This is a genomic window from Microbacterium sp. STRO-2N (genome assembly GCF_057747775.1).
Window position 1 is genome coordinate 3,681,086 of the sequence record NZ_CM173223.1, and the last position, 26,452, is coordinate 3,707,537.

At 70.6% G+C, this 26,452-nt stretch carries 24 protein-coding genes; 8 read left to right on the forward strand and 16 right to left on the reverse strand.

Going from position 1 to position 26,452, the window contains the following annotated elements; all coding sequences use genetic code 11:
* Nucleotides 1-183: 183 nt before the first annotated feature.
* The 9 genes from AC3ANN_RS16910 to AC3ANN_RS16950 all read right to left on the reverse strand — a co-directional run bounded on the left by AC3ANN_RS16910 (nucleotide 184) and on the right by AC3ANN_RS16950 (nucleotide 10,954).
* Nucleotides 184-777 (reverse strand): TetR/AcrR family transcriptional regulator, encoded by a 594-nt coding sequence (locus tag AC3ANN_RS16910; protein ID WP_488338543.1) that lies wholly within the window; start codon nucleotides 775-777, stop codon nucleotides 184-186.
* A complete protein-coding gene (locus AC3ANN_RS16915) occupies nucleotides 774-3,191 on the reverse strand; it encodes a PEP/pyruvate-binding domain-containing protein (protein ID WP_488338544.1) in 2,418 nt (805 codons plus the stop codon). Before AC3ANN_RS16915 ends, AC3ANN_RS16910 begins: the two co-directional genes overlap by 4 nt.
* A gap of 82 nt (nucleotides 3,192-3,273) precedes the next feature.
* Nucleotides 3,274-4,452 (reverse strand): thiolase family protein, encoded by a 1,179-nt coding sequence (locus AC3ANN_RS16920; RefSeq protein ID WP_488338545.1) that lies wholly within the window; start codon nucleotides 4,450-4,452, stop codon nucleotides 3,274-3,276.
* A 364-nt stretch (nucleotides 4,453-4,816) separates the two neighbouring features.
* The gene (locus tag AC3ANN_RS16925; RefSeq protein ID WP_488338546.1) at nucleotides 4,817-5,272 is read right to left on the reverse strand and encodes a hotdog fold thioesterase; all 456 of its coding nucleotides are present in this window, start codon (nucleotides 5,270-5,272) and stop codon (nucleotides 4,817-4,819) included.
* Nucleotides 5,269-6,456: a bifunctional 2-methylcitrate synthase/citrate synthase gene (locus AC3ANN_RS16930; protein WP_488338547.1), complete on the reverse strand. Its 1,188-nt coding sequence runs from the start codon at nucleotides 6,454-6,456 to the stop codon at nucleotides 5,269-5,271. Before AC3ANN_RS16930 ends, AC3ANN_RS16925 begins: the two co-directional genes overlap by 4 nt.
* A 1-nt stretch (nucleotide 6,457) precedes the next feature.
* Complete coding sequence (gene prpB, locus AC3ANN_RS16935; RefSeq protein ID WP_488338548.1) at nucleotides 6,458-7,360, reverse strand: methylisocitrate lyase; 903 nt, start codon at nucleotides 7,358-7,360, stop codon at nucleotides 6,458-6,460.
* A 124-nt stretch (nucleotides 7,361-7,484) separates the two neighbouring features.
* The gene (locus AC3ANN_RS16940) at nucleotides 7,485-9,011 is read right to left on the reverse strand and encodes an MmgE/PrpD family protein (protein WP_488338549.1); all 1,527 of its coding nucleotides are present in this window, start codon (nucleotides 9,009-9,011) and stop codon (nucleotides 7,485-7,487) included.
* A gap of 8 nt (nucleotides 9,012-9,019) precedes the next feature.
* Nucleotides 9,020-9,655: a GntR family transcriptional regulator gene (locus AC3ANN_RS16945; protein WP_488338550.1), complete on the reverse strand. Its 636-nt coding sequence runs from the start codon at nucleotides 9,653-9,655 to the stop codon at nucleotides 9,020-9,022.
* 327 nt (nucleotides 9,656-9,982) lie between these two features.
* Nucleotides 9,983-10,954, reverse strand: a complete 972-nt coding sequence (locus AC3ANN_RS16950) for a hypothetical protein (protein WP_488338551.1) — start codon at nucleotides 10,952-10,954, stop codon at nucleotides 9,983-9,985.
* A gap of 349 nt (nucleotides 10,955-11,303) precedes the next feature.
* Here AC3ANN_RS16950 and AC3ANN_RS16955 point away from each other — a divergent pair, with 349 nt between their 5' ends.
* From AC3ANN_RS16955 to AC3ANN_RS16970, 4 genes are read left to right on the forward strand one after another with little or no spacing between them, the layout of a single operon-like run.
* Complete coding sequence (locus tag AC3ANN_RS16955; protein ID WP_488338552.1) at nucleotides 11,304-12,263, forward strand: ABC transporter ATP-binding protein; 960 nt, start codon at nucleotides 11,304-11,306, stop codon at nucleotides 12,261-12,263.
* A complete protein-coding gene (locus tag AC3ANN_RS16960; protein ID WP_488338553.1) occupies nucleotides 12,260-13,876 on the forward strand; it encodes an ABC transporter permease in 1,617 nt (538 codons plus the stop codon). The genes AC3ANN_RS16955 and AC3ANN_RS16960 overlap by 4 nt, the downstream gene beginning before the upstream one ends.
* A gap of 37 nt (nucleotides 13,877-13,913) precedes the next feature.
* Nucleotides 13,914-14,384 (forward strand): GbsR/MarR family transcriptional regulator, encoded by a 471-nt coding sequence (locus tag AC3ANN_RS16965; RefSeq protein WP_488338554.1) that lies wholly within the window; start codon nucleotides 13,914-13,916, stop codon nucleotides 14,382-14,384.
* A 10-nt stretch (nucleotides 14,385-14,394) separates the two neighbouring features.
* Nucleotides 14,395-14,940, forward strand: coding sequence for a ribonuclease H family protein (locus AC3ANN_RS16970; protein ID WP_488338555.1), 546 nt, complete (start codon nucleotides 14,395-14,397; stop codon nucleotides 14,938-14,940).
* A gap of 43 nt (nucleotides 14,941-14,983) precedes the next feature.
* Here the strand turns inward: AC3ANN_RS16970 and AC3ANN_RS16975 are convergent, their stop codons facing one another.
* The gene (locus AC3ANN_RS16975) at nucleotides 14,984-16,450 is read right to left on the reverse strand and encodes an aminotransferase-like domain-containing protein (RefSeq protein ID WP_488338556.1); all 1,467 of its coding nucleotides are present in this window, start codon (nucleotides 16,448-16,450) and stop codon (nucleotides 14,984-14,986) included.
* A gap of 157 nt (nucleotides 16,451-16,607) precedes the next feature.
* On the opposite strand from AC3ANN_RS16975, the gene AC3ANN_RS16980 reads away from it, so the two are divergent.
* Nucleotides 16,608-16,808: a hypothetical protein gene (locus AC3ANN_RS16980; protein ID WP_488338557.1), complete on the forward strand. Its 201-nt coding sequence runs from the start codon at nucleotides 16,608-16,610 to the stop codon at nucleotides 16,806-16,808.
* On the opposite strand, the gene AC3ANN_RS16985 is transcribed toward AC3ANN_RS16980, so the two are convergent.
* The 6 genes from AC3ANN_RS16985 to rlmN all read right to left on the reverse strand — a co-directional run bounded on the left by AC3ANN_RS16985 (nucleotide 16,784) and on the right by rlmN (nucleotide 24,256).
* Entirely contained in the window at nucleotides 16,784-17,146 is a 363-nt protein-coding gene (locus AC3ANN_RS16985; RefSeq protein WP_488338558.1) for a VOC family protein, read from the reverse strand. The two genes, AC3ANN_RS16980 and AC3ANN_RS16985, sit on opposite strands and share 25 nt — an antisense overlap.
* A gap of 72 nt (nucleotides 17,147-17,218) precedes the next feature.
* On the reverse strand, nucleotides 17,219-17,698 hold the full coding sequence (locus tag AC3ANN_RS16990; protein WP_488338559.1) for an NUDIX hydrolase: 480 nt from the start codon (nucleotides 17,696-17,698) through the stop codon (nucleotides 17,219-17,221).
* A gap of 25 nt (nucleotides 17,699-17,723) precedes the next feature.
* Entirely contained in the window at nucleotides 17,724-18,737 is a 1,014-nt protein-coding gene (locus tag AC3ANN_RS16995) for an aldo/keto reductase family protein (RefSeq protein ID WP_488338560.1), read from the reverse strand.
* Between the two features lie 117 nt (nucleotides 18,738-18,854).
* Entirely contained in the window at nucleotides 18,855-20,927 is a 2,073-nt protein-coding gene (locus AC3ANN_RS17000; protein ID WP_488340863.1) for an ABC transporter ATP-binding protein, read from the reverse strand.
* Nucleotides 20,928-20,986: 59 nt separating this feature from the next.
* A complete protein-coding gene (locus AC3ANN_RS17005) occupies nucleotides 20,987-22,720 on the reverse strand; it encodes an ABC transporter ATP-binding protein (protein WP_488338561.1) in 1,734 nt (577 codons plus the stop codon).
* 267 nt (nucleotides 22,721-22,987) lie between these two features.
* The gene (gene rlmN / locus AC3ANN_RS17010; protein WP_488338562.1) at nucleotides 22,988-24,256 is read right to left on the reverse strand and encodes a dual-specificity RNA methyltransferase RlmN; all 1,269 of its coding nucleotides are present in this window, start codon (nucleotides 24,254-24,256) and stop codon (nucleotides 22,988-22,990) included.
* 97 nt (nucleotides 24,257-24,353) lie between these two features.
* Between rlmN and AC3ANN_RS17015 the strand changes: the two genes are divergently transcribed.
* From AC3ANN_RS17015 to AC3ANN_RS17025, 3 genes are all read left to right on the forward strand, one after another.
* Complete coding sequence (locus tag AC3ANN_RS17015) at nucleotides 24,354-24,824, forward strand: GNAT family N-acetyltransferase (RefSeq protein WP_488338563.1); 471 nt, start codon at nucleotides 24,354-24,356, stop codon at nucleotides 24,822-24,824.
* Nucleotides 24,825-24,928: 104 nt separating this feature from the next.
* Entirely contained in the window at nucleotides 24,929-25,564 is a 636-nt protein-coding gene (locus AC3ANN_RS17020) for a LysE family translocator (protein ID WP_488338564.1), read from the forward strand.
* Nucleotides 25,564-26,451 carry an HAD family hydrolase gene (locus tag AC3ANN_RS17025; protein ID WP_488338565.1) on the forward strand — a complete coding sequence of 296 codons (888 nt, stop codon included), beginning with the start codon at nucleotides 25,564-25,566 and terminating at the stop codon, nucleotides 26,449-26,451. The genes AC3ANN_RS17020 and AC3ANN_RS17025 overlap by 1 nt, the downstream gene beginning before the upstream one ends.
* The last annotated feature ends 1 nt before the right edge of the window (nucleotide 26,452 follow it).

Genomic DNA, 26,452 nt, shown 5'->3' on the forward strand with positions numbered 1-26,452 from the left:
CGCTTACATCATGAGAACGTATTCATCGAGCGGATGCCGTCGCCCGCGGCATCCGTTCGGAACACGGTTCCCGCAACCGCTTGCACACGCCGGTCGTCGAGCGAAGGGGCACGAACCGTCTCCCTTTCGCCTCGCTTCGCGGTTCCTGAGCAAGGGAGCGCCAACGACCGCGTCGAAGGGCGCTCAACGACCGGGGATGAACAGCGGCACGACCACCTCGTCGACGATCTCGGCGAGGACGTCTTCGCCGATCGCCGCGCCGTTGAACAGGAAGCGCTGGCGGAGCATCGCGTGCGCCACCTCGAGGCGCGCGGGCGTGACGGTCGCGCCGTCGATCTCGCCGCGGGCGACAGCCCGGCGCGCGATCTCCGTCATCGCCGTCACGCCGGAACCCTGCGAGCGCCGCCGCAGCGCGCGCATGCGCTCCTCATCGGCCATCGCATCGCCGAGCAGTCCACGGAGCGCCTGACCGGAGGGACCCGCCAGCAGGGCGGCGTTCTCGCGCAGGCATTCCAGGACGTCCGTGCGGAACGCGCCGGTGTCGGGCGGCGACGCCGGGTCGGGCATCGCGTGGCGCACGGCGTCGAGGGTCAGCTCCACGCGCGTGGGCCAGCGGCGGTACAGGGACGCCTTGCCGGTGCGGGCGCGCTCGGCGACCCGCTCCATCGTCAGCCCCGCATACCCCACTTCGGCGAGCTCCTCGAGCGCCGCCTCGAGGATCGCCGCGTCCAGTGCCTTTCCACGCCGCCGGGGTCGCGAGCGGTGGTCGTCGCTCATGGGCGACGCTCGGACACGGGCTCGGGTTCGGCCAGGGACGTGACGCGCCCGGTGTCGCCGTCGACCGTCACCGTCTGTCCGTCCCGGAGAACCGCGGTGCCGTCCGCTGTGCCCATGATCGCCGGGATCCCGTACTCGCGGGCGACGATGGCGGCGTGCGACGCGATGCCGCCCGAGTCGACGACGACGGCGGCCGCGCGCTGGAACAGCGGCGTCCACGACGGGTTGGTGTACGGGCAGACGAGGATGTCGCCGTCCGCGAGCCGCCCGAACTCCGCGGGCTCGCGGATGATGCGGACCGGCCCGCTCACCCGCCCGCCGCTGGCCGGCTCGCCCGCGACGAGGGCGTCACCGGCGTCGCGTGCCGGGAACGCCGCGCGGGGATCGATCATCCGCACGCCCGCGAGCTCCTCCCGCCGGGCCGACCGCGCGCGAACGAGGTCACGCAGGCGTCGACCTGCCTCCGTCGGGACGGGCTCCTCGAGCGCCTCGACCTCCTCGAGGCGCAGATGCCAGATGTCGGCCGCATCCTCCAGCACGCCGGCGGCAGCGAGGCGGCTGCCGAGCTCGTCGAGCGCCGCCCGCAGGATCGGCAGCGGACGCGTGAACTCGTAGTGCGAGTCCTCGCGGAAGGCCACACCCGCCCGCGCGCGCTCGACGAGGCGGCTCATGCGCGGGGTCGATCCTGCATCGGCGCGCGGCTTCGCCAAGGTCGTGCCCTCGGACGTGGCGAGCGCCTTGATCAGGCCGACGACGATCTCGGGCGCCTCCCCCCACGTCGGCGAGCTGGCGAGCAGGGGGGACGCCGACTCGCGGTGACCGTGCTCGGCGATGAGGGCCGCGAACTGCGGCATCCGTTCGACCACTGGAAGAAGGTCGGCGGGCTCGTCCTCAGCGAAGCGCTCGGCGAGGAGCGGGTCTGCCCGGACCGTGGCCGCCAGTGCCTCGAGGTCGCGGTTCGCCTGCTCGGTGCGGCTGCGACCGTCGAGCAGCAGATCGCCGAGTCGGAGCCTGCTGCGGCCGAGCTTGAGGGCGACGAAGAGCCGCACGACGGCGACTCCCGACCCGGGGAGGTAGTCGATGCGCAGGTCGGCGACGGGCTCCACGAGGTCGAGCGCTTCACGGGGCACGCGGATGAGCTCCGCCCAGCTCAGCACGGTGAGTTCCCTCGCAGCCAGGTCGCGCACCCGCGCGCGGTACGTGCCGTAGCGGGGGTCATCGGTCCAGCGCGCGGGGTCGAAGCGGCGCGCACGTGAGGCGACCCGGAACGGCGCGAGCAGCACGCGGGGCGTCGGATGAGGCCGAGGCGGAACGAGCTGGTAGACGACCCCGTCCTTCTCCCGCAGGAACTCCTCGAACGCACGACGGATGCCGAGACTCTCGGTGACCTTGGCCATGAGGCCCGCCGGGCCGTGCGGCACCCACGTCGACATGTCCATCGGGTACGGGCGCGTCGGGAGCAGCTCGATCAGCACCGCGGCGAGCCTCCGCTGGAGCGGGTTGAGCCGGCCGCGCAGGGGCGGCGGCGGGAGCGCCGTCATCGGTCGCGCCTGCAGGAGATGCACGCGCCCGGACTCGACCGCCCACTCGATGTCCTGGGGTCGCCCGAAGTGGCGCTCCACCTCGATGCCGTGCCGCACCAGCTCGGCGAGAACGGCGCCGTCGAGGCGGGTGAGGGCTTCGGACGTGCTCTCGTGCACGACGCCTCCGCCCGCCGCCGCGCGGACGACCGCCTCGTTGCGTCCGTGCGTGACGTGCTGAAGCTCTCCTTCACGGTCCAGGACGTAGCGGTCCGGGGTCACGAGCCCCGACACGACGGCTTCGCCGAGCCCGGCGCCTGCCTCGACGACGACCTTGCCGCGGTCGCCCGTCACCGGATCCGCCGTGAACATGACACCCGCGGCATCCGGATCGATCATGCGCTGCACCACCACCGCGATGCGGACATCGCCGGGGTCGATGCCGAGCCGTGCTCGGTACGCGACCGCGCGCTCCGTCCACAGCGAGCCCCAGCATCGGCGGACGGCATCCAGGAGCGCGCGCTGTCCGATCACATTGAGGTAGGTGTCCTGCTGGCCGGCGAACGCGGCGCCCGGCAGGTCTTCGGCCGTCGCGCTGGACCGCACCGCCACGGGGCCGCTGCCGAGCGCGGCGTAGGCATCGGCGATCGCGCGCGCGAGCGGGGCGGGCAGCTCGGCGTGCTCGTAGCTCGCGCGATCGGGCGTCGGCGCGTCCACGGCGGCGTACGCGTCGGTGGTGACGACGAAGCCGTCGGGCACCGGCATCCCGATCCTGATCAGCTCGCCGAGGTTCGCGCCCTTTCCGCCGGCGCGCTCGAGGTCGTCACGCCCGAACGAGCGCAGCGGCGCGACCAAGGCCGGGTTGTCGTGATCGCGGTGGTCGAGGGCTGCCATCGGCGTCCTTAGTGAACGGATCGTTCTCTAAGTTGAGCACGTTTTCAGGGGCCCTTCAAGCCCAGCTCGTGAATCCCGCGCGCTACAGCCGTTCGATGATCGTCGCGTTGGCCATGCCGCCGCCCTCGCACATCGTCTGCAGGCCGTAGCGGCCGCCGGTCGCCTCGAGGTGGGCGAGGAGCGTGCCGAGCAGGCGTGTGCCGGATGCGCCCACCGCGTGCCCGAGCGCGATCGCGCCGCCCCACGGATTGAGCTTCGCCGGGTCCGCGCCGAGCTCGTCGAGCCACGCGAGCGGGACCGACGCGAATGCCTCGTTCACCTCGTAGGCGTCGAGGTCGTCGATCGAGAGACCACTGCGCTCGAGGATGCGCCGGGTCGCGGGGATGGGCCCTGTCAGCATCATGATCGGGTCGTCGCCGACGACCGCGAACGCGTGGAATCGCGCTCGCGGCGTCAACCCGAGCTCGGCCGCCTTCTCCTCGCTCATGATGAGCGCCGCGGATGCCGCGTCCGTGAGCGGCGAAGAACTGCCCGCGGTGATGCGCCAGTCGAGGTCGGGGAATCGCGCCGCAAGCTCGTCGGTGCGGAACGCCGGATTCAGCCCGGCGAGGCCCTCGACGCTCGTGCCGGCGCGCACCGTCTCGTCGAACGTGACCGCATCGGGCCCATCGGCGAGCACGGGGAGCACCTGCGAGTCGAACGCGCCGCGGGTCCAGGCATCCGTCGCCCGCCGATGAGACTCGGCCGAGAACGCGTCGAGCTCCTCGCGGCCCAAGCCCCACTTCTGCGCGATGAGCTCCGCCGACACACCCTGGCCCACGAGCCCGTCAGGGTAGCGCGCACGGATGCCGGGCGCCGTCGAGCCGCCCTGGCGCGACGACCCGAGGGGCACGCGGCTCATCGATTCGACGCCCGCGGCGATCACGATGTCGTAGGCACCGGCGATCACGCCCTGCGCCGCGAAGTGCGCGGCCTGCTGACTCGACCCGCACTGCCGGTCGATCGTGACGGCCGGAACCGTCTCGTCGAACCCGGCGACGAGGACGGACTGTCGCGCGATGTTCATGGCCTGGTCGCCGATCTGGCTGACGCACCCCATGAGCACGTCGTCGATCTGCCGGGACTCCAGTCCGTTCCGCTCGAGCAGGCCGGTGAGCACCCCCGCGGCGAGGTCGACCGGGTGCACCGCGCTCAGCGCTCCCCCGGGCTTCCCCCTTCCCGACGGGGTGCGGACGACGTCGACGATGACGGCTTCGGGCATGAGAGCCTCCTTGTCTGTAAGCCTAAGCCGGTGACGGATGCCGAGGCCCGGCCCATTCGAGTGTCACGACACGCGGGATCCCACCGCCGACTCCGCGTGTTGCGCCACCCGAATCTCCACGCCGACCGGCGCCCGAACATTCATGGGTCACGACACGCGGAATGCCGACGCCGACCCCGCGTGTTGCGCCACCCGAATCTCCACGCCGACCGGCCTCCGAACGTTCAAGGGTCACGACACGCGGAATCCCACCGCCGACTCCGCGTGTTGCGCCACTCGAAGGGGGCGTCGCCGCGGACACGCGGGCGGCATTGATCCCGGATGCCTCGGCCCGGCGCCTCCGCGGCGGCCGGGGCATCCCGAATCAGCCCCGCTGGTCGGGGGTGGCGTACGTGCTGCGCTGCTCGATGATGGCGAGCGTGCACCGCGAGATGCACACGAGCTTGCCCGCCTCGTCGACGATCCGGATCTCCCACACGTGGGAGCGGCGGCCGATGTTCACGGGCGTGGCGGTCGCCGTCACCCAGCCCGTGGATACGGGGCGGATGTGGTTGGCGTTGATCTCCTGTCCGACCGCGTGGAACCGCTCGCGGTCGATCGCGAGGAAGCCGGCCCACGAGGCGAGCGTCTCGGCCAGCGCGACGGACGCCCCGCCGTGCAGGACGCCCGCGGGCTGCACGGTGCGCCGGTCCACCGGCATCCGTCCCACCAGAGCGTCGTCGCGGATCTCGACGATCTCGATGCCGAGCGCCTCGATGAGCGTGCCGCCGGCCATCGCCGCGATGTCGACCTCGGCGATGTCGCCGTGCCAGAGGCTCACCCCGCGGACTCCTCGGCGCGGTCGGCGGCGGCGAGGGTCGCGGCGTCCGCGACGTACCCGTCGATGTGCCGCTCGGCCGGACCGTTGTACTCCGACAGCGGGCGGATGAGCGCGTTCGAGGCGAGCTGCTCCATGATGTGCGCGGTCCACCCGGTCACGCGCGCCGCGACGAACAACGGCGTGAAGGTGAGCGTGTCGAAGCCGATGAGGTTGTACGCCGGACCCGACGGGTAGTCGAGGTTCGGGTAGATGCCCTTGCGCGAGACGAACTCGGACTCGAGGGCGTCGTAGAGGGCCGCCACATCGGGGCGGTCGAAGTGGAGCACCAGCTCGTCGAGCGCGGCCTTCATCGTCGGGACGCGCGAGTCGCCGCGCTTGTACACGCGGTGGCCGAAGCCCATGATCTTGCGCTTCTCGGCGAGCGCCCGGTCGAGCCAGGGGCCGACGTTCTCGGCCGAGCCGATCTCGTCGAAGATGTGCAGCACCGCCTCGTTCGCGCCGCCGTGCAGAGGTCCCTTGAGCGCGCCGATCGCGCCGACGACCGCCGAGTAGAGGTCGCTCAGGGTCGAGGCGATGACGCGGGCGGTGAACGTGGAGGCGTTGAACGAGTGCTCGGCGTACAGGATCATCGAGCGGTTGAAGGCGTCGACGACGACCTCATCGGACTCCTCGCCGAAGGTCATCCAGAGGAGGTTCGCCGCGTAGTCGAGGTCGTCGCGCGGCGCGACCGGCTGCTGACCGCGGCGACGGCGCTGGCCGTACGCGACGATCGAGGGGAGGACCGCGAACAGACGGATGCTGCGCGCGAGGTTCTCGTCCGCGCTCCCGCTCGCGTCGAGCACCGAGCCGGTGCCCGCGAGGTCGCGCGCCCCGATGAGGCTCACGGCGGTGCGCACTTCGTCCATGGGGTGGGCGTCGAGCGGCACGAGGTCGATCGCGGCCCGCACGTCGGCGGGCAGCGCCCGGTACGACCGCTCGGTGGCGCGCAGCTGCGCGAGCTGCACGTCGTCCGGGAGCTCGCCGTTCCACAGCAGGTACGCGACCGCTTCGAACGGCTGCGTGGCCGCGAGCTCCTGGACGGGATACCCGCGGTACAGCAGCGAGTTCGTCTCGGGGTTGACCTTCGAGACCGCGGTGTAGTCGACGACGACGCCGGCCAGTCCCTTCTTGATGTCGGGGTCCATGTCAGTCCTTCGTGATCGTGAAGTTGAACACCGAAGTGTCGAAGTGGTTGTACTGCTCGTAGTCGATCAGGTCGTACAGGTCGGCGCGGTGCTGCATCTCACCGAGCTGGGAGGTGAGGTGCCCCTCGTCGATGAGCGTATCGAGAGCGCGGGATGCCGCGCCCATCGCGATCCGCAGCAGCGACACCGGCCAGATCACGATGTTGACGCCGACGTCGCGGAGCTGGTCGACCGAGAACAGGTCGGACTTCCCGAACTCGGTCATGTTCGCGAGGATCGGCACATCGACGGCGGCGCGGATGGCGGCGAACTCCTCGAGCGTCCCCATCGCCTCCGGGAAGATGGCGTCGGCGCCGGCGTCCACGAGCGCCTTCGCGCGGTCGATCGCGGCATCCATCCCCTCCACGGCGCGGATGTCGGTACGCGCCATGATGAGGAAGTCCGGGTCGCGACGCGCATCGACGGCCGCCCGGATGCGCTTGATCGCGGTGTCCTCGTCGACGACGGCCTTGCCGTCGAGGTGTCCGCAGCGCTTGGGGTTGATCTGGTCCTCGATGTGCGTGCCGGCGAGCCCGGCGTCCTCGAGGGTCTGGATGGTGCGGGCGACGTTCATCGGCTCACCGAACCCGGTGTCGGCGTCGATGATCGCCGGCAGGTCGGTCATGCGCGCGATCTGCTGGCCGCGACCGGCCACCTCGGTGAGAGTCGTCAGCCCGATGTCGGGCAGGCCCAGGTCGGCGCTCAGCACGGCGCCCGAGATGTAGACGCCTTCGAAGCCCTTGCGCTCGATGAGCCGGGCGGAGAGCGGATTGAACGCGCCGGGGAATCTCAGCAGCTCCCCGCTCGCGAGCCGTTCCCGGAACGCGCGGCGCTTCTCGTGCACCGGCACGGTGGAGTACAGCATCAGTCCTCCCTTCCTCGCCACGAGTGCGCACAACTCAGGCAGAATCCCGCGGATGTGGCACCGCAGCGGCGCGTATCCAGCGAATAGCCTGAGTTATGCGCAGTGGGGCGCTTCGAAGGTCCCATCAGAACAGGCCCTTCGGCGCGGGAGCGCTCGCGAGCACGCCGAAGTCGGCGACGATCGTGAGCTCCTGCACCTCTTCGGGGCTGAGCTCGGCCAGGCGCTGCGCGAGGTCGAGGAAGCGCTCGATCTCGTCGGCCGCGAGCACGCCCTCAGCGAGCGTGCGGAACTTGCGGACGTAGTCCTCGCGCGCGAACGGACGGGCCCCGAGCGGGTGCGCGTCGGCGACGGCGATCTCGTCCTCGATGACGGACCCGTCCGTCAGTCGGATCTCGACGCGGCCGCCGAAGGCCTTCTCGTTCGGGTCGTCGGAGTGGTAGCGGCGCGTCCACTCCGCGTCCTCGGCCGTGGTGATCCTGCGCCACAGCTCGACGGTGTCGGCGCGGCCCGCGCGCGCGGGGGCGTACGAGTCGACGTGGTGCCATCCGCCGTCCTGCAGCGCGACGGCGAAGATGTACGGGATGGAGTGGTCGAGCGTCTCGCGCGAAGCCTTCGGGTCGTACTTCTGCGGGTCGTTCGCACCCGAGCCGATGACGTAGTGCGTGTGGTGCGACGTGTGCAGCACGATCGACTCGACGTTCGCCGGGTCGGTCAGCTCCGGGTGCTCGCCGTGGAGCTTGCGCGCGAGGTCGATCCAGGCCTGCGCCTGGTACTCCGCCGAGTGCTCCTTCGTGTACGAGTCGAGGATGCCGCGCTTTGGCTCGCCCGCAGCCGGCAGCGGCACGTCGTACGAGGCATCCGGGCCGTCGAGCATCCAGGCGATCACGCCGTCCTCGCCCTCGTAGATCGGGCTCGGCGACGTCTCGCCGCGCATCGCACGGTCGACGGCCTCGACCGCCATCTTGCCCGCGAAGGCGGGGGCGTGCGCCTTCCACGTCGAGATCTCGCCCTTGCGTGACTGCCGCGTGGCGGTCGTGGTGTGCAGCGCCTGCCCCACGGCCTGGTAGATCGTCTCGACGTCGAGCCCGAGCAGCGTGCCGATGCCGGCTGCAGCCGACGGACCGAGGTGCGCGACGTGGTCGATCTTGTGCTTGTGCAGGCAGATGACACGCACGAGGTCGATCTGGATCTCGTACCCCGTCGCGATGCCGCGGACGAGGGCGGCGCCGTCGGCCCCCACGTGCTGCGCTACGGCGAGGATCGGCGGGATGTTGTCGCCGGGGTGCGAGTAGTCGGCCGCGAGGAACGTGTCGTGATAGTCGAGCTCGCGGACCGCGACGCCGTTCGCCCATGCCGCCCACTCGGGGCTCGTCCGGCGGTCGAGGGCGCAGCCGAACACGGTGGCGCCCGACCCGCCGACCGACACGGCGTGGTCGAGGGCCTGCTGGCGCGCCGCGCTCACGGGTGCGCGGGTGAGGGAGGCTGCGGCCACCGCGGCGTTGTCGATGACGCGGTTGATGATCATGTCGACGACGTCGGGCTCGACCGCGACGGGGTCGGCGGCGACTTCGGCGATATGCCACGCGAGCTGCCCCTCGCGCGCGAGGTTCTCGTCGCTGCGGTGGACTCGGAGGTGGTGGATGACGGTCATGCTCGTCCTCACGTCAGGGATTGCAGGATGTTGGTCAATGCGTTGTGCAGGTGCACGTGCGTCGCGTGGGCGGCGAGGTCGGCGTCACGGGCGGCGATCGCCGATGCGATGAGCCGATGCTCGGCGACGGATGCCGCGAGCCGGTCCGGATTGTCGCGCGCGAGGCGCCGCACGCGCACGAGGTGGGTGCGAACGGTGCGCAGCGCCGCGGTGAGGTAGTCGTTCTCGACGGCCGCGTCGAGCGTCTCGTCGAACCGCGCGATGAGGCCGTAGTAGTCGTCACGCCCGTCGCCGTCGCTCCCGCCGCCGAGGTCGACCTCGGCGAAGGCGCGCGCGAGCCCCTCGAACGCCGCTGCGTCTCCCCGCTCGGCGGCCAGGCGTGCAGCGGACTCCTCGAGGGCTCGGCGCACCTCGAAGATCTCGCGGATGTCGTCGGCGTCGATGGCGGTCACCACCGTGACGCGCGGCGACTGCTGAGCCACGAGCCCGTCGGCGGCGAGGCGGCCGAGGGCTTCGCGCAGCGGAGTGCGGCTGACACCGAGGCGCGCGGCCTGCTCGACCTCGCCGAGCACCGCGCCGGGCCGCAGGACGCCGGACTGGATCTCGTCCAGGAGGGTCGCGTACGCGCGGTCGCTCGCTCGCATCCCACATCACCTCCTCGTCACGAGACTCGGCCAGTGTATACATTGATCGTCTATTCTGCGACCTGCCCCTGGGTTGCCAGGGTTTAGGTATACATTTTGCGGGTGGTACGTCGCCGCAATCTCGGGGGAGAGGCGGACCCGATGTCGGATCGCCCGCTCAGCACGTCCCGCAGCGCCGGTCGCGCGACATCGTCGAGAAAGCCCGGGCGCACGTTCCCGAGCTTGGCACCGGGTCTGGCCCGCGGCGCGCGCGTCGAAGTTGTCGAATTCGGCGCGCCCGAGCGGCGCACACGGCCTGCGCGGGCAGCGCCCCTCGGCGCGGGAGGATCAGCCGACGCGATCCGTTCGGTGCACTCGAGCCCGAGCGGCGCGTACGCGTGCCGCGGCCAGCACGCTCAACCCCGCCGCGAGCAGTCCAGCACCCCACATGACGGCTGCAGGGTTCGCGCCGGTCGGAGGCAGCTCGGCCTCGGGAACCGGTGGCGTCGGCGGCGGGGGCGTCGGCGGCGGGGGCGCAGTGAATGTCACGTCGCCTTCGCTGAGCACAGCGTCCTGCGCGGTGACGACGATGCGGGTGACACCGAACGGCACCGGCAGGGAAACCTCGCTGGTCGTGCCGGCATCCACCTCGACCACCTGCGTCTGCATTGTGCCGTCCGGAAGTGTCGTGGCAATCGTGAACGACACGGTGGGCGTCGCCGAGACTGCGGACGCGACGAGCGTGACGGCCGCCGCGCCGCCAGTGGCGGTCGCGGCGCCGGGAGCGATGGATGCCGTAGAGGCGGCGGATGCCGGCACCTCGAAGTCATAGAAGTACTCCGCCGTCGTGCCGTCGCGCACGAGCACTGCGTCGGCGAACCCGACCGCGCCCGCCGGCGCGCCCGAGCCGATGCCGACCTGAATCATGCCCCAGCCGCCGCCTGGGTACTGGGCTGCGAACTCGCTCAGCGTACAACTGGCCGCGATCGTGCAGAAGCCGTCGGAGGCGTTGGACTGAATCACGATCGAGTCCGGGCCGAGTTCCCACGTCTGCCAGACGCCGCCCTCAACGGTGCCGTTGCGACTCGGTTCGAAGGACAGCGTCGTGAAGCCGGTGGGTGTCGGAGTCAACGACTGATAGCCGACGAGCCGCAGCGTCGGGACACGGGATGCCACGTCCGCCCCGTCGGCCGTGTAGGTCGCGTACGACGCACTGAGTCCCGACCACGGCACGGGCGTGGGCAGGTCCTGGCCCGGCGCGCCGGTCGGAACGGCGAAGGCGAGGGCGATGTCGCTCGGTGTCGGAGCGGAGATCGACAAGCTGCCGCGGCCCAGGGGCGGCGTCAGGGGGCCCTCGACAAGTCCGATGACGGACGCGCTGCTCGTGTCAGGATGGCGTCCCCATCCCGCTCCCGCTCCAACTTGGATGGGATCACTCAAGGTGTCGACGACTTCCGGCGGACTGCCGGGAGGCGCAAAGAAGCTGATCGAGGCCACAATCGGCGCCAACGCCGCCAGCATCCGGTTCATAAGGAGCACACTCCCTTTCCCGTCTGCCGAGCCACCATACTCGCGGGCGTCTCATCGGACAAGCGTTTTCCATGCCGACGGCACAAAGGAACCAGATGTCATCTTCACGGATTTGTGAATTCAGTGTACGCTCGCCGCCATGACCACCGTCATCCGCACGAGCGGCCTCACGAAGCACTATGGCCGCGTCCACGCCCTCGATGGGCTCGACCTCTCCGTCGACGAAGGGCAGGTCCACGGTTTCCTCGGCCCCAACGGCGCGGGGAAGTCGACCACGATCCGCGTGCTGCTGGGGCTCGCGCGCAAGACCGGCGGCGAGGTATCCGTCTTCGGCGGCGACCCGTGGCGCGACGCCGTGGCCCTCCACCGCCGCATCGCGTACGTCCCCGGCGACGTCAGCGTGTGGCCGAACCTGTCGGGCGGCGAGGCGATCGACCTCATGGCCCGGCTGCGGGGTGCGCCCCGGCGAGACGCCGCCTACCGCGCCGAGAAGGAGCGCCTCATCGACGCGTTCCAGTTCGACCCCCGCAAGAAGGGTCGCGCGTACTCGAAGGGCAACCGCCAGAAGGTCGCGCTCATCGCCGCGTTCGCGGTGCCCGCCGACCTGTACATCCTCGACGAGCCGACGAGCGGCCTCGACCCGCTCATGGACGTCATGTTCCGCCGCGAGGTCGCCCGCGCGCGCGCCGCGGGGGCCACCGTGCTGCTGTCGAGCCACATCCTCTCGGAGGTCGAGCAGCTGTGCGACCGCGTCTCGATCATCCGGGCCGGGAGGATCGTCGAGTCCGGAACGCTGTCCGAGCTGCGTCATCTCACGCGGACCGAGATCTCGTTCGAGGGGACGGATGCCGCGGGCGCCGCGGGCATCGCGGGCGCACACGATCCGGTGGCCGAGGACGGGCGGGTGCGGTTCACCGTCGACAGCGACGTCGTGGCATCCACCCTTCCCGAGCTCGGCCGGCGGAACGTCGCGGGCCTGCGCATCGCCCCGCCCTCGCTCGAGGAGCTGTTCCTGCGCCACTACGGCGACGAGCTCAGGATCGATAGGACGGCGGTCGGCGAGCAGAGCTCTCTCGAGGCGTCCGAGGCGACCCGATGAGGTTCCTGGCGCTCCTCGGTCAGCGCGCGCGGCGCGACTGGCTGCAGATCGTGCTGTGGGCGGCCGGCACCGCGCTGCTCGCGTACGCCTCGTTCGTGGGTGTGAGCGACGCGTACGGCACGGAGCAGGATCGCACGTCGCTGTTGGCCGCGGCCCTCGCGAACCCCGTGATCCTGCTGTTCCGCGGCCTGCCATCGGGCACCGCCGAGGGTGCGTTCATGGTCTTCCTCATCTTCCCGTGGCTCGCGATGCTCGCCGCGTTCATGAGCACGTTCCTCGCCGTCCGCCACACCCGAGGCGACGAGGAGGCCGGCCGAGCAGAGCTCGTCGCCTCGACGCCGGCGGCGCGCACGCTCCCCTTCCTCGCCACTGCGACCCACGGTCTGCTGGCGAACCTGCTCCTCGGGGTGCTCACCGCCGCCGCATTCCTGGCGGTGGGGCTCGACGCCGAGGGCGCCCTCCTCGCCGGCGCGGCCGTCGGCGCGGTCGGCGTGACGTTCCTGGGCGTCGGTCTCTTCGCGGCTCAGCTGATGCGCACGTCTCGCGGGGCGAACTCCGTCGCGGTGTGGGTGCTCGTCGGCACGTTCGTGATCGCGGGCCTGGGCAACGCCATCGGCACGCCCAGCGACGATCTCACCCGCATGGAGAGTTCATGGCTGACCTGGCTCTCCCCGTTCGGCTGGGGTGAGAACACGCGAGCGTTCGACGAGAACCTGTGGTGGCCGGTGATGCTGTGCACGGGCGTGGGCGTTCTCCTCGCGGCAGCCTCCACGGCGCTCGTGTCGGCGCGGGACCTGGGCGGCAGCTTCATCGCGGAGCGCGCCGGCCGGTTGAACGCCACGGCCGCGCTGTCGACCCCTTTCGGGCTCGTGTGGCGGCTCACCCGCGGCGCCGTGATCGGCTGGACGGTCGGCGGGCTCCTCGTCGGGGTGCTGTCGACCTCGCTCGCATCGATCGTGGCGGAGATCGGCGCGTCCAACCCGGCCGTCGAGCAGGTCCTGCAGCAGATCTCGGGTGAGGGGAGTGTCGAGCAGGGCACCGTCACCACGTTCTTCACCATGCTCGGCGTGCTCGCCGCCTGCTGTGCGGTGCAGGTGGTGTGCCGAGCGCGACAGGAGGAGGTGCACGACACCGCCGAACCCGTGCTCGCCGCGCCGATCGGACGGGTCCGCTGGCTGTCGGGCTATCTCGTCGTCGCGCTCGCCGGCATCGTGCTGGTGGTCGCCGCCGCGGTCGGCGGCGCCGCGATCGGCATCGCCGGCCAGGACGGCGACTGGGACCTCATGCGCACCGTCGCCGTGACGGGCGCGGGCCAGGTGGCCGCGGCATCCGTCTTCCTCGTCGTGACGGCTCTCGCCTTCGTGCTCGCGCCGCGCCTGACCATCGTGCTCGGCTGGTCGCTCGTGCTGCTCGGCATGACGCTCGGGCTCTTCGGCCCGCTCTTCCAGTTCCCCGACTGGCTGGTGCACCTGTCGCCGATCGCCGCCACGCCGCTCGTCGACGGCGATGACGTCGACCTGCGCGGGCTGGGGTGGCTCGTGCTGGCGAGCGGCGTCGGGGCCGCGGCGTCCCTCGCGCTCATGCGCCGCCGCGAGCTCGCGCCGGGCGGCTAGCCGGCGCACGGCCGATAGATTCGAGGGGGGAGGCAGGATGACGCGCACGCACCCGGGGATCGAGCCGGCCGAGCAGGCTGCGGCGATGCTCGCGGCGGCCGGAATGGCGCGCATGCCCGCACGCGTCATGATGGCCCTCGTCGGCTCGCCCGACGAGGGGTACACCGCCGCCGAGCTCGCCGATCGCCTGGGCGTCTCGGCGGCCGCGGTGTCGGGGGCGGTGCGCTATCTCGTGTCGATGCGCCTCATCCAGCGCCTCTCGCGGCCGGGCGACCGCCGCGACCGGTACGACCTCACCGACGATGCGTGGTCGGGCATGATCACGTCGAACGCTCCGCTGTACGCCGCGCTCGCTGCGCACATGGACCGCATCGCGGACGAGAACACCGACGCCCCGATCTCGGTCGCACGCGCGCGCGAGATCGCCGACTTCCTGCGGTACCTCACCGGACGGATGCCGCAGCTCGTCGACGAGTGGCGCGCCGAGCGGGCGTCGGGAGCACGGTAGCCTTGCCCGAGTGACCGACGCACCCCGCTCCTCAGAGGCCCCCTACATCGTGGCCACCGATGGGGCCTGCAAGGGGAATCCCGGCCCGACCGGGTGGGCGTGGGTCGGCGAGGACGGGCACTGGGCGGCGGGCTCCATCCCGGTCGGGACCAACAACATCGGCGAGCTCACCGGGCTGCTGAAGGCGATCGAGGATCACGCCGACGTCGCGCACCTCGTCGTTCAGGCCGATTCGCGGTACGCGATCGACACTTACGAGAAGTGGATGGACGGCCACCGCCGTCGCGGCTGGAAGACTTCGACCGGCGCTCCCGCGAAGAACATCGACCTGCTCGAACAGCTCATCGCCGCCCGCGACGCCCGTCGCGCGGCGGGCCTTCCCGACGTCGTGCTGGAACACGTGCGCGGACACTCCGGGCATGTGCTCAACGCCTGGGCCGACGAGCGCGCCGTCCGCGCCTCGGAGCATGCGGCGAAGGGCGTCGCGAGCGCGTGGTCGTCACTCGGCGCGCAGGACCGGATCGACGTGGCGGAGCGCCCGAAGAACGGCCGCTGACCCCGGCCTCGACCCACCGGATGGCCGCGCGTCGGGCTCCTCGTCAGAGCTGCGAGCGGTACTCGCGCCAGGCCTCGCCGAGGCGTCGCATGCCCTCGTGCAGCATGGCCTCGGGCGCGGTGTACGGCAGCCGGATGTGGTCGTCGTAGGTGATGGATGCCGTGAACTCGGTGCCACCGGCGACCGAGACGCCGTGCATGGCGGCGACACGTGCGAACGCGGTCGCCGAGCCGACCGGCAGCCGGGCCCACATCGCGAGGCCGCCACGGGGCGGGGTCGCCTGCCACCCCGGCAGATGCTCGTCGATCGCCGCCGCGACCTGCGCGGCGGCGATCGCGTGCGTCTCGCTCACCGCGAGGCGCAGCGCGTGTGCCTGGTCCACGAGATCGAGCGCGAGCAGCTGGGCCGGCACGCTCGTGGACTGGTCGACGAGCTGCCGCACACCGCGAAGACGCCGCACCAGCACGGGATCGGCCCGCAACCAGCCGACCCGCAGGCCCGACCAGCACCACTTCGACAGCGAGTCGACCACGATGACGGGGGCGTCGCGACGGAGGGCGGCGAGCGTCGGCGGCACGACGCCGTCGAACGAGATATGTGCGAGCACGCGGTCTTCGAGCACCGGCACGCCGTACTCGGCCGAGAGGTCGGCGAGCCGCTGCCGCGCCGGCGCGGGCAGTCGCGTGCCGGTCGGGTTGTGATGGTGCGGGTTGACGGCGATGAGCACGGGCCGCAGGGCCACGATCGCGGCCTCGAGCTCGTCGACGTCGACGCCGTCGGGACCGATCGTGATCCCGTGCACGCGGCCTCCGCGGCGACGCACCGAGTCGGCCAGCCCGGGCCACGTGACCGACTCGGTGAGCACGACGTCCCCCGGCGACACCATTTCGTCGACGACGAGGCTGATCGCCTGCTGCGCACCGTGCGTGACGAGGATCTGGGCGGCCGTGGCGGGCGTGCCCTCTTCTTCGAGCAGGGTCGCGATGCGGGCGCGGAGCATCGGCAGCCCGGCTGGATCGGTCTCGGCGAGCGTGATGGGATCGAGCGTGGGCGAATGGGCGGCCACGATGTCGAGGGCGAGCTGCGGCATCGCCGGCACCGCCCGCAGCAGGTCGATGCCCGACGGCAGGGCCGAGAACAGTCCCTCGCCGCGCGCGGTGCGCTCGCGCGCCGGCAGCGCAGCGCCGACATGACCGGCGACGCGCGTACCGCTCCCCTGCCGCCGTTCGACGAGGTCGTCTTCGGCGAGGAGCGCGTAGGCGGCGACGACGGTCCCGCGTGAGACCGAGATCGCCGTCGCGAGGCTCCGCTCGGCGGGCAGGCGGTCGCCCGGGCGCAGCTCACCCCCTTGAACGAGACCGGCGATGGCCTGCGCCAGCCGAACGGTCAGCGTGCCGTCGCCGTGCGCCCAGCGTCCGAGTCGTGCGGCGAGTCGAGATGCCTCCACCGTGCCGCCGAGGGCCATCCGATGGTCCACCAGCCGCTCATTGGCCCTGTCGACAGTTGTCATCACACCGCATTCTGGTCCAATGTTCCGCACTCACACCAGTCTTCCCGCTCCTCTCGGTCCAGTTTCCACCGATTGGACCATTCGCAAACTCCTGGCATGGATCGCGGCGGACGACGCCCGGTGCCACGACGAATCGCTGCGTTCCGTGCTCTCCGCCGTGACAGACGCACTCGACCCGAGCGACGGGCTCCGCCCGGCGTCGCCGATCGTGCTCGTGCGCACGCTCACCGCGCGCCTGGAGGCCGAGCCGGCGCTGCGCGACCTGCGCGTGCGCGACATCGTCGCACGCACAGCGCTTTCGGGTCAGCCCCGGATGCGCGAACCGCGACGCGGTCAGCCCTCGGTCGTGCCCTCGTAGAGACCGATCGAGTTGCCGTCGGGGTCGGCGATAACCGCCCACCAGCTGGTGGGCGAGATCTCGGACTTCTCCATGAGCACCGTCGCCCCGGCGTCCCGCGCCGCCGCGACCGTCTCGTCGATCGAGTCGACCTCGACGTACGACCGAGGCTGCGTGAACCCCTCGTCGCGCGGGGCCAGTCCGCCGCCCGAGATCTTGTTGGGCGCCTGCCACATGGGGTAGCCCTCGAACCCGGGCACCTCTGCGATCTCCCAGCCGAAGAGCCCGGAGTAGAACTGCTTCGCCCGGCCGAAGTCGCTGACCGGGATGTCGATGTGCGTGATGTCGCCGTGAGCCATCGTGGATCCTCTCGTGCGTAGCCGACGCGTCCAGTGTGATCCGCGGGCCGGTCGGTCACAAGGGCTTCGCCGTCAGCCCTCGGCCGCCTGCGAGAGATGCTCTTCGAGCCGGTCGATGGCCGGGCGCTGGCCCTTCACGAGCTTCTCGCGAGCCTCGTCGAGAGGCATCCATTCGACGCGGTCGACCTCGGGGAACGACGCGGTCCTGCCCGACCGAGGCGGCCATTCCAGCTCGAACTCGCCGAACTCGAGGTCGTCGAGCGAGAAGCCGGCGCCGTCGGCGATGAACACCGTGACGCGCTTGCCCGACGAGTACGGGAACGTGCCGAGTTCGGCGAACGGTCCCTCGGGGGCATCGACGCCCAGCTCCTCGCGGAACTCGCGCTGAGCCGCATCGAGCGCGGACTCCTCACCGTCGACGTACTCGCCCTTGGGGATCGACCATGCGCCGGCATCCTTGCTCGCCCAGTACGGACCGCCCATGTGGGCGATCAGCACCTCGGGCTGCGGCTGGAGCCGGTAGAGCAGGATGCCGGCGCTGGTGGTCACCATGACGGTCGCTGAGCCTGTTGAGGCGTCACACCAGGCGCGTCTTCGGCGACACCGTGTAGGTGTCTTCGGGGTCGTTGTACACGGTGTCGCCGAGCGCGGTGTCGATCGCGGCGAGCGTGTCGGCATCGAGCACGACACCCGAGGCCTTGACCGTGTCGGCGAGCTGCTCGGGACGGGACGCCCCCACCAGGGCCGACGCGACGTTCTGGTTCTGCAGCACCCATGCGATCGCGAGCTGCGGCATCGTGAGCCCAGCCTGCTCGGCGATGGGCTTCAGCCGCTGGACCGCCTCCAGCACGTCGTCGCGCAGGAAGCGCTGGATGAAGTTCGCGCCGCTCTTCTCGTCGGTCGCGCGGGACCCCTCCGGCACGGGTTGGCCGGGCAGGTACTTTCCGCTCAGCACGCCCTGCGCCATCGGCGACCATACGATCTGCGAGATCCCGAGCTCCTCCGAGGTCGGCACGACCTTGCCCTCGATGACGCGCCAGAGCGCCGAGTACTGCGGCTGGTTGGAGATGAGCTGGATGCCGTAGCTCTTCGCGAGCGCGTGACCCTCGCGCAGCTGCTCGGCCGTCCACTCCGAGACGCCGATGTAGAGCGCCTTGCCCTGCCGCACGACGTCGGCGAACGCCTGGAAGGTCTCTTCGAGAGGCGTCTCGTGGTCGAAGCGGTGCGCCTGGTAGAGGTCGACGTAGTCGGTGCCGAGGCGGCGGAGCGACGCGCCTATCGACTCCATGATGTGCTTGCGGCTGAGGCCGGTGTCGTTCGGGCCCTTTGGTCCTGTCGGGAAGTAGACCTTCGTGAAGATCTCGAGGGACTCGCGACGCTGACCGCTGAGAGCCTTGCCGAGCACCTCCTCGGCGAGCGTGTTGGCGTACACGTCGGCGGTGTCGAACGTCGAGATGCCCGCGTCGAGCGCGGCGTGGACCGTCGCGATGGCGGCCGAGTCGTCGACCTGCGAGCCGTGGGTGACCCAGTTGCCGTAGGTGATCTCGCTGACCTTGAGACCGCTGTTTCCGAGGTACCGATAGTTGACCATGAGAAAACGCTACCCGCCCTCGTCGACACCTCGGTTCGCATGACGGATGCCGCGACCGCGGTGAGACGGCGGCGAGGCCCGGACGTCCGTCCGGGCCTCGCGTTTCGCGTACCGGCGTCAGGCGACGGGCGCGGTCTCGTCCTCGCTCGCGTCGACGGCCGGCTCGCCCGCGGCCGTGTCGCCGACGATGGCGCCGAACTGCTCGTCGAGGTCGGTCGCGGCCTGCTCGAACTGCGAGCTGTAGAGGCGGAAGTACGCGCCCTGCGCTTCGATGAGCTCGTCGTGCGTGCCCTTCTCCACGATCCCGCCGTTCTCCATCACGAGGATGAGGTCGGCGTCGCGGATCGTCGAGAGGCGGTGGGCGATCACGAACGACGTGCGGCCCTTGCGGAGCGCAGCCATCGCATGCTGCACCAGCAGCTCGGTGCGCGTGTCGACCGAGCTCGTCGCCTCGTCGAGGATCAGGACCGAGGGCTGTGCGACGAACGCGCGCGCGATCGTGATCAGCTGCTTCTCGCCGGCCGAGATGTTCGACGCGTCCTCGTCGAGGAGCGTGTCGTACCCGTCGGGCAGGGAGTGCACGAACCGGTCGACGTAGGTCGCGCGGGCGGCGGCGAGGATCTCGTCGTCGGTCGCGTCCGCGCGTCCGTACCGGATGTTCTCGCGGATCGAGCCGGCGAACAGCCACGGGTCCTGCAGGACCATGCCGGTCTTGGCCCGGATGTCGCGCCGCGTGAGCTCGGCGATGTTCTGGCCGTTGAGGAGGATGCGACCGCCGTCGAGCTCGTAGAACCGCATGATGAGGTTCACCAGCGTCGTCTTTCCTGCGCCCGTCGGCCCGACGATCGCCACCGTCTGCCCGGGCTCGACGCGGAACGACAGGTCGTGGATGAGCGGGCGGTCGGGCGTGTACGAGAACGCGACGTCCTGGAACTCGATCGTGCCGTCGCCGTCCACGGGGGCCGGCGCGTCGGCGGCATCGGGCTCCTGCTCCGGCACATCCAGCAGCTCGAACACCCGTTCGGCCGAGGCGGTGCCCGACTGCACGACCGCAGCCATGCCGCCGAGCTGTGCGAGCGGCTGCGTGAACTGCTGCGAGTACTGGATGAACGCCTGCACGTCGCCGAGGCGCAGCTGGCCGCCGGCGACCATGAGAGCGCCGAAGACCGCGATGCCGACGTACGTGAGGTTGCCGATGAACATCATCGCGGGCTGCATGATGTTCGACAGGAACTGCGCCTTGAACGACGCCTGGTAGAGCTCCTCGTTCTCGACGCGGAACGCCTCGCGCGCACTCTTCTCACGCCCGTACACCTTGACGAGCGCGTGACCCGAGAACGATTCCTCGACGCGCGCGTTGAGGCGGCCGACCTTGCGCCACTGGATGCCGAAGGCCTTCTGCGAGCGGGGTCCGATGACGCCGAACAGGACGCCCATCAGCGGGAAGCTCACCAGCACCACGAGCGTCAGCTGCCACGAGATCGACAGCATCATGATGAGCACGCCGACGACGGTGAGCACGCTCGTGAGCGCCTGCGACAGCGACTGCTGCATCATCTGCGTGATGTTGTCGATGTCGTTCGTGACGCGCGAGATGAGCTCGCCCCGCTGGACTCGGTCGAAGTAGCTGAGCGGCAGGCGGTGGATCTTGGCCTCGACCTGCTCGCGCATGCGCCACATCACGCGGACCATCACGACGTTCATCACGTAGCCCTGGATCCACATCAGCAGCGACGATGCGAAGTACAGCGCGAGGACGATGAGAAGGACCCGGCTGAGCGCCATGAAGTCGACACCGGCTCCGGGCACGAAGTGCTGCATCGCCGAGACGATGTTCGCGAGATCCTGCTGACCCGTGTCGATGAGCCCCTGGACCACCTGCTCCTTGGTGGCACCCGCCGGAGCCATCGCCGAGACGACGCCTTCGAACAGGATGTTCGTCGCCTCACCGAGCACCTTGGGCGCGGCCACGGCGAGCACGACGCCGATCGAGCCGAGCAGCGTCACGAAGATGAGGGCGAACGCGTGCGGCTTGAGCATGCCGAGAAGTCGTCGGAACGACGTCCCGAAGTTCGAGGCCTTTCCGGGGGCCACACCACCGCTCCAGTCGTCGGCGGCGAGGCGCGCCTGCTCGGCGAGTTCGAGCTCGAGCTTCTCCTCGGGGCTGAGCTCCGCGACGGCCGCTTCCATCTGGGCGCCGGCACCGCGCTTCCGGCGCGACGCGCGGCGAGTGGTCTTGTTGTCGTCGCTCATCGTGCGACCTCCGCTCCGAGCTGGGATTCGACGATCTCGCGATAGGTCTGGCTGGTCTCGAGCAGCTGCTCGTGGGTGCCGAGACCCACGATGCCGCCGTCGTCGAGCACCACGATGCGATCGGCGTCGGTGATGGTGGACACGCGCTGCGCGACCACGATCTTGGTCACCTCCGGCAGCTCGCGCCACAGCGCCTGCCTGAGCCTCGCGTCGGTGGTGAGGTCGAGGGCAGAGAACGAGTCGTCGAACACGAGGACGCGAGGGCTGTGCACGATCGCGCGTGCGATCGCCAGCCGCTGGCGCTGGCCGCCCGAGACGTTCGTGCCGCCCTGGGCGATGCGCGCGTCGAGGCCGCCCTCCATCTGCGCCACGAAGTCGCTCGCCTGTGCGATCTCGAGGGCGTGCCACAGCTCGGCATCCGTCGCCTCCTCGCGACCGAACCGCAGGTTCGACGCAATCGTGCCGGAGAAGAGGAAAGGACGCTGCGGCACGAGGCCGATCGTTCGCCACAGCGCGTCGAGGTCGGCCTGGCGTACATCGACGCCTCCGACGAGGACCGCGCCGTCGGTCACGTCGAACAGCCGCGGAATGAGCGAGATGAGCGTCGTCTTGCCGGCACCCGTCGATCCGACCACGGCCACCGTCTCGCCGGGTTCGGCGCGGAAGCTGATCGCCGACAGGATCGGGTGCTCGGCACCCGGGTAGGTGAATGTCACGTCGCGGAACTCGACGGCGCCCGGCTCGGGGAAGTCGGCTCGGGCGTCGACCGGCCGATCGAGCGTCGACCGCGTGTCGAGCACCTCGCCGATGCGCTCGGCCGACACGGCGGCGCGAGGGATCATCAGCGTCATGAAGCTCGCCATCATGACGCCCGACAGGATGATCATGACGTACTGCATGAAGGCGAACAGCGTGCCGATCTGGATGTCGCCGGCATCGACCTGGATGCCGCCGAACCAGATCACGCCGATCACGGTGACGTTGAGGATCAGCATGACCGCCGGGAAGAGCACCACGAAGAGCGAGCCGACCTTGCGGCCGACGACCATGATGTCGGTGTTCGCGACGTCGAAGCGCTCCTCTTCGATCGGCTCGCGGACGAACGCGCGGATGACGCGGATGCCCGTGAGCTGCTCGCGCATCACGCGGTTCACGGCGTCGAGCTTGACCTGCAGGGCACGGAAGAGCGGCACCATGCGAACGATGATGAGGCCGGCGACGATGAGGAGGATGGGCACGGCGACGGCGATGATCCACGAGAGGCTCGGCCCCTGCGTGACGGCGAGGATGATGCCGCCGATCGCGAGAAGCGGCGCCGACACCAGGAACGTCGCCGACATCATGGCCAGCATCTGCACCTGCTGCACGTCGTTGGTGTTGCGGGTGATCAGCGATCCGGCCCCGAACCCGGTGACCTCACGCTCCGAGAAGCCCGAGACCCGCTCGAAGATGTCGTCGCGCAGGTCGCGCCCGGCCCGCATCGCAGCGCGGGCGGCGAACCAGGTGGCGATGATCGACGCCACGATCTGGCCGAGCGACACCGCGAGCATGAGCAGGCCCGTGTTGAGGATGTACTCGGTGTCGCCCTGCACGAGACCGTTGTTGATGATGTCGGCGTTGAGGTTCGGCAGGAAGAGCATGGCGAGCGCCGACGCGAACTGGAACACCAGTACGCCGAGCAGCAGCCAGGCGGATGGCCGGAGGTAACGGACGAGGAGTTTGGCGAGCACGGAGTTCTCCAGGGCGCGTGAGAGCGCACGAAAGCGCGAGGGATTGTGGAGACGACCTTTCCACGAACCGCCGACATCCATCAGGCCGGTTCGCGGAGGGCGAAAGGCGGCCGCCGAACCCAGAACCGGCGACCGCTCAGCACTCTAACACGATATATCGCGTGCTGTGAACCCCGAAGGATGCCGCGGCCGCGGCTGGGCCCACGCGCCCGGAGGCTCCGGGCGACGCGCCAGCGGCGCCTGGAGGGGGCGTGGGGACCGGAACCGTCAGACCTCGAGCGGGGTGACGGCGGCGACCGCCTGGTCCTCCTCGGTCGCGACCAGCTGGCCGCATGCGCCGTCGATCTCCTTGCCTCGCGTGTCGCGCAGGGTCGTCGGGATGCCGGCGTCGTTGAGGCGGCGCACGAACTCGTTCTGCACCGAGACGTCGGAGGCCGTCCAGATCGAACCGGGCGTCGGGTTCAGCGGGATCGGGTTGACGTGCACCCAGCCGCGGCCGCGCGCGTTGAGCTTCTCGGCGAGGAGGTCGGCGCGCCACGCGTGGTCGTTCATGTCCTTGATGAGCGCGTACTCGATCGAGACCCGGCGGCCGGTCTTGTCGAAGTAGGCGCGCGCCGCGTCGAGGGCCTCGTCGACCTTCCAGCGGGAGTTCACCGGGATGAGCTCGTCCCGCAGCCTGTCGTCGGGCGCGTGCAGCGACAGCGCGAACGTGACCGGGATGTCTTCGTTCGCGAGCTTCGTGATGGCGGGCACGAGACCGACGGTCGAGACCGTGATGCCGCGGGCGCTCATGCCGAGGCCGTGCTGCTTGTCGGTCATGACGCGCACGGCCTGCATGACGCGCGCGTAGTTCGCCAGGGGCTCGCCCATGCCCATGAAGACGATGTTCGAGACGCGGTCGGCGGAGTGGTCGTCCTTCTTCTTGCCGCCCAGGCCGCCGTCGGCGATGAGGCGGTTGGCGCGGACGATCTGCTCGACGATCTCGGCCGCCGACATGTTGCGCGTGAGACCGGCCTGTCCGGTCGCGCAGAACGGGCAGTTCATGCCGCAGCCGGCCTGCGACGACACGCACAGCGTGATGCGGCCGGGGTAGCGCATGAGCACCGACTCGACCAGCGCGCCGTCGTGCAGCTTCCACAGGAACTTGATCGTGTCGCCGCGGTCGGTCTCGAGGCGGCGCACCTCGGTGAGCAGCGGCGGCAGCATGCCGTGCACGAGCTCCTCGCGACCGGCTGCCGGGAGGTCGGTCATGTCTGCCGGGTCGTGCGTCCAGTGCTGGAAGTAGTGCTTCTCGAGCTGCTTCGCGCGGAAGCCCGGCATTCCCAGCTCGGTGACCTTCGCGACGCGCTCGGCGGGTGTCAGGTCGGCGAGGTGCACCGGCGGCTTGCCGCGCTTGGGGCTGGCGAACTGCAGGAGCGGCCGGCCCTCGGCATCCTTCTTCTGAGTCCACCCCTCGGTCGCCGGCCGCACCTGGCGGGGTTTCGTGCTTCGCACCGCGCCGAGCTCGGCCGTGGGCGCAGGGGAGGACTCCGTCATGCGATCCAGGGTAGGCGACCCGCCTGGACGGATGCCGATGCCGCCGGCCGAGTCAATCCCCGGGGCCGGATGGGCCGGGGCCGCTAGCGTGGCCCACGTGAGCGAGGTGACCGTACGACCCATCCGAGCCGAGGACGCCGGCGAGGTGCTGACCCTCCAGCGCGCGGCGTTCGTGCAGGAGGCCCTCATCTACGGCACGCCCGATATGCCGCCGCTGACCCAGTCGCTCGAAGAGCTCGAGGCGGAGCTGCGCGAGAACCTCGGCTGCGTCGCCCTCGCCGGATCGCGCATCGTGGGTGCGGTCCGTGCGCGCCGCGACGGCGACCTGCTGCTCGTCGGACGCATCGCGATCGCACCGGACCAGCAGGGCCGCGGCATCGGCACGACGCTGCTCGCCGCCGTCGAGGAGCGAGGCCGAGCGGCCGGGGCCACCGAGGCGGAGCTGTTCACGGGCTCCCTGAGCGAGGCGAACCTGCGTCTCTACGAGCGCGAGGGCTACACCGAGACGCAGCGCGTGCCCGGCGACGACGGGATCGAGCAGGTCTTCCTCCGCAAGCAGCTGTCCTGAGCCGAGGAGAAATCGCGAAGCGAGGATCGACAGAGCACGGCGGTCCTCGCCTCGCGATACGTCCTCGTTCCGCCACGACACGGCACGCGGTTAGGGTGGCGTTCGTGGTCCCTCCTGAAAACCTGCTGGCGTTCACCCTCGCGGCGCTGGTGCTGATCGTGATACCGGGCCCGAGCGTGCTGTTCACGATCGGGCGCGCCCTCGCGCTCGGCCGCGTGGGCGGACTGCTCAGCGTGCTCGGCAACGCGCTGGGCCTGCTGCCCGTGATCGCGCTCGTCGCTCTCGGCGTCGGCGGCATCGTCGCGCAGTCGGTCGTTCTGTTCACGACCCTCAAGGTCGCCGGCGCGCTGTACCTCATGTACCTCGGCGTGCAGGCGATCCGCCACCGCGGCCGCGCCGCGGAGCAGGCGAACAGTGCGCTCCCGCGCTCCGCCTGGCGCCAGCTCGGCGAAGGGTTCGTCGTCGGCATCACCAACCCCAAGACGATCGCGTTCTTCGTCGCGGTCCTGCCCCAGTTCGTCGACCTGTCGAACGGCTCGGTTCCGCTCCAGATGATCGAGCTCGGCCTGGTGTTCTTCGTGATCGCGCTGATCTCGGACGGCATCTGGGCGCTGGTCGCGGCATCCGCGCGCACGTGGTTCGGCCGCTCGCCCAAGCGCATCGCGACGCTCTCGGCGACGGGCGGCGGGCTCATGATCGGCCTCGGCGGGATCCTCCTCTTCACCGGGAACGAGCACTGATGACCGCTTCGACAGGCTCACCGACCGGCTCGCTGGGCAACGGACGCCGGCGCATCGTCTTCCTCGACGTCGACGGCACGATCCTCGAGCACGGTTCGCACGTCGCACCGTCGACCGGCCCGGCCATCCGCGCGGCGCGCGCTGCCGGGCATCTCGTCTACCTGAGCACAGGGAGGTCGGCCTCCGACATCCACCCCAGCGTCGCCGAGATCGGGTTCGACGGCGCAATCACCAATTCCGGCGCCCTGGTGACGTCGGGCGACGCCGTCGTGATCGACCGGCCCCTCGCCTCGACCCAGACGGAGCGTCTGCTGACGGTGCTGCGCGGGCGCGGCATCCGCTTCTTCCTGCAGACCCACGACGGCGTCTACGCCAGCGACGACATGGCCGAGCTCATGGCGTCGCACGCGCAGGCCCTGCGCGACCGCGACGCCGGACACGGAGTGCGACCCGAGGACTCGATCGCCGGGCTCGCGGGGCGCGACTTCCCGAGCACCGACGAGGCCGACCTCACCCGCATCGCCAAGGCCGTGTTCGTGAGCGACCGCGCCGACGGGCTCGAGGTGCTCCGCGCCGATCTCGGCGAGGAGTTCCTCGTGGTACCGGGGAGCATCCCGCTGCCCGGCGGTTCGAACGGCGAGATCAGCGAACGCGACACGACGAAGGGCTCGGCCATCGAGCTGCTGCTCGAGCACCTCGGCCGCGACGCCGCAGACGCCGTCGCGATCGGCGACAGCTGGAACGACGTCGAGATGTTCGAGGTGTGCGGCGTGTCGGTCGCGATGGGCAACGCCCACGACGAACTCAAGGAGCTCGCCGACTTCGTCACGACGAACGTTCTGGACGACGGCGTCGCCAACGCCTTCCGCAGGCTCCGACTGATCTGAT

Bases quoted from the DNA above. Each gene is read 5' to 3' on its own strand.
- AC3ANN_RS16910 (WP_488338543.1), bottom strand. From the start codon at position 777: ATGAGCGACGACCACCGCTCGCGACCCCGGCGGCGTGGAAAGGCACTG.
- AC3ANN_RS16915 (WP_488338544.1), bottom strand. From the start codon at position 3,191: ATGGCAGCCCTCGACCACCGCGATCACGACAACCCGGCCTTGGTCGCG.
- AC3ANN_RS16920 (WP_488338545.1), bottom strand. From the start codon at position 4,452: ATGCCCGAAGCCGTCATCGTCGACGTCGTCCGCACCCCGTCGGGAAGG.
- AC3ANN_RS16930 (WP_488338547.1), bottom strand. From the start codon at position 6,456: ATGGACCCCGACATCAAGAAGGGACTGGCCGGCGTCGTCGTCGACTAC.
- prpB (WP_488338548.1), bottom strand. From the start codon at position 7,360: ATGCTGTACTCCACCGTGCCGGTGCACGAGAAGCGCCGCGCGTTCCGG.
- AC3ANN_RS16940 (WP_488338549.1), bottom strand. From the start codon at position 9,011: ATGACCGTCATCCACCACCTCCGAGTCCACCGCAGCGACGAGAACCTC.
- AC3ANN_RS16945 (WP_488338550.1), bottom strand. From the start codon at position 9,655: ATGCGAGCGAGCGACCGCGCGTACGCGACCCTCCTGGACGAGATCCAG.
- AC3ANN_RS16955 (WP_488338552.1), top strand. From the start codon at position 11,304: ATGACCACCGTCATCCGCACGAGCGGCCTCACGAAGCACTATGGCCGC.
- AC3ANN_RS16960 (WP_488338553.1), top strand. From the start codon at position 12,260: ATGAGGTTCCTGGCGCTCCTCGGTCAGCGCGCGCGGCGCGACTGGCTG.
- AC3ANN_RS16965 (WP_488338554.1), top strand. From the start codon at position 13,914: ATGACGCGCACGCACCCGGGGATCGAGCCGGCCGAGCAGGCTGCGGCG.
- AC3ANN_RS16975 (WP_488338556.1), bottom strand. From the start codon at position 16,450: ATGACAACTGTCGACAGGGCCAATGAGCGGCTGGTGGACCATCGGATG.
- AC3ANN_RS16985 (WP_488338558.1), bottom strand. From the start codon at position 17,146: ATGGCTCACGGCGACATCACGCACATCGACATCCCGGTCAGCGACTTC.
- AC3ANN_RS16990 (WP_488338559.1), bottom strand. From the start codon at position 17,698: ATGGTGACCACCAGCGCCGGCATCCTGCTCTACCGGCTCCAGCCGCAG.
- AC3ANN_RS16995 (WP_488338560.1), bottom strand. From the start codon at position 18,737: ATGGTCAACTATCGGTACCTCGGAAACAGCGGTCTCAAGGTCAGCGAG.
- AC3ANN_RS17000 (WP_488340863.1), bottom strand. From the start codon at position 20,927: ATGGAAGCGGCCGTCGCGGAGCTCAGCCCCGAGGAGAAGCTCGAGCTC.
- rlmN (WP_488338562.1), bottom strand. From the start codon at position 24,256: ATGACGGAGTCCTCCCCTGCGCCCACGGCCGAGCTCGGCGCGGTGCGA.
- AC3ANN_RS17025 (WP_488338565.1), top strand. From the start codon at position 25,564: ATGACCGCTTCGACAGGCTCACCGACCGGCTCGCTGGGCAACGGACGC.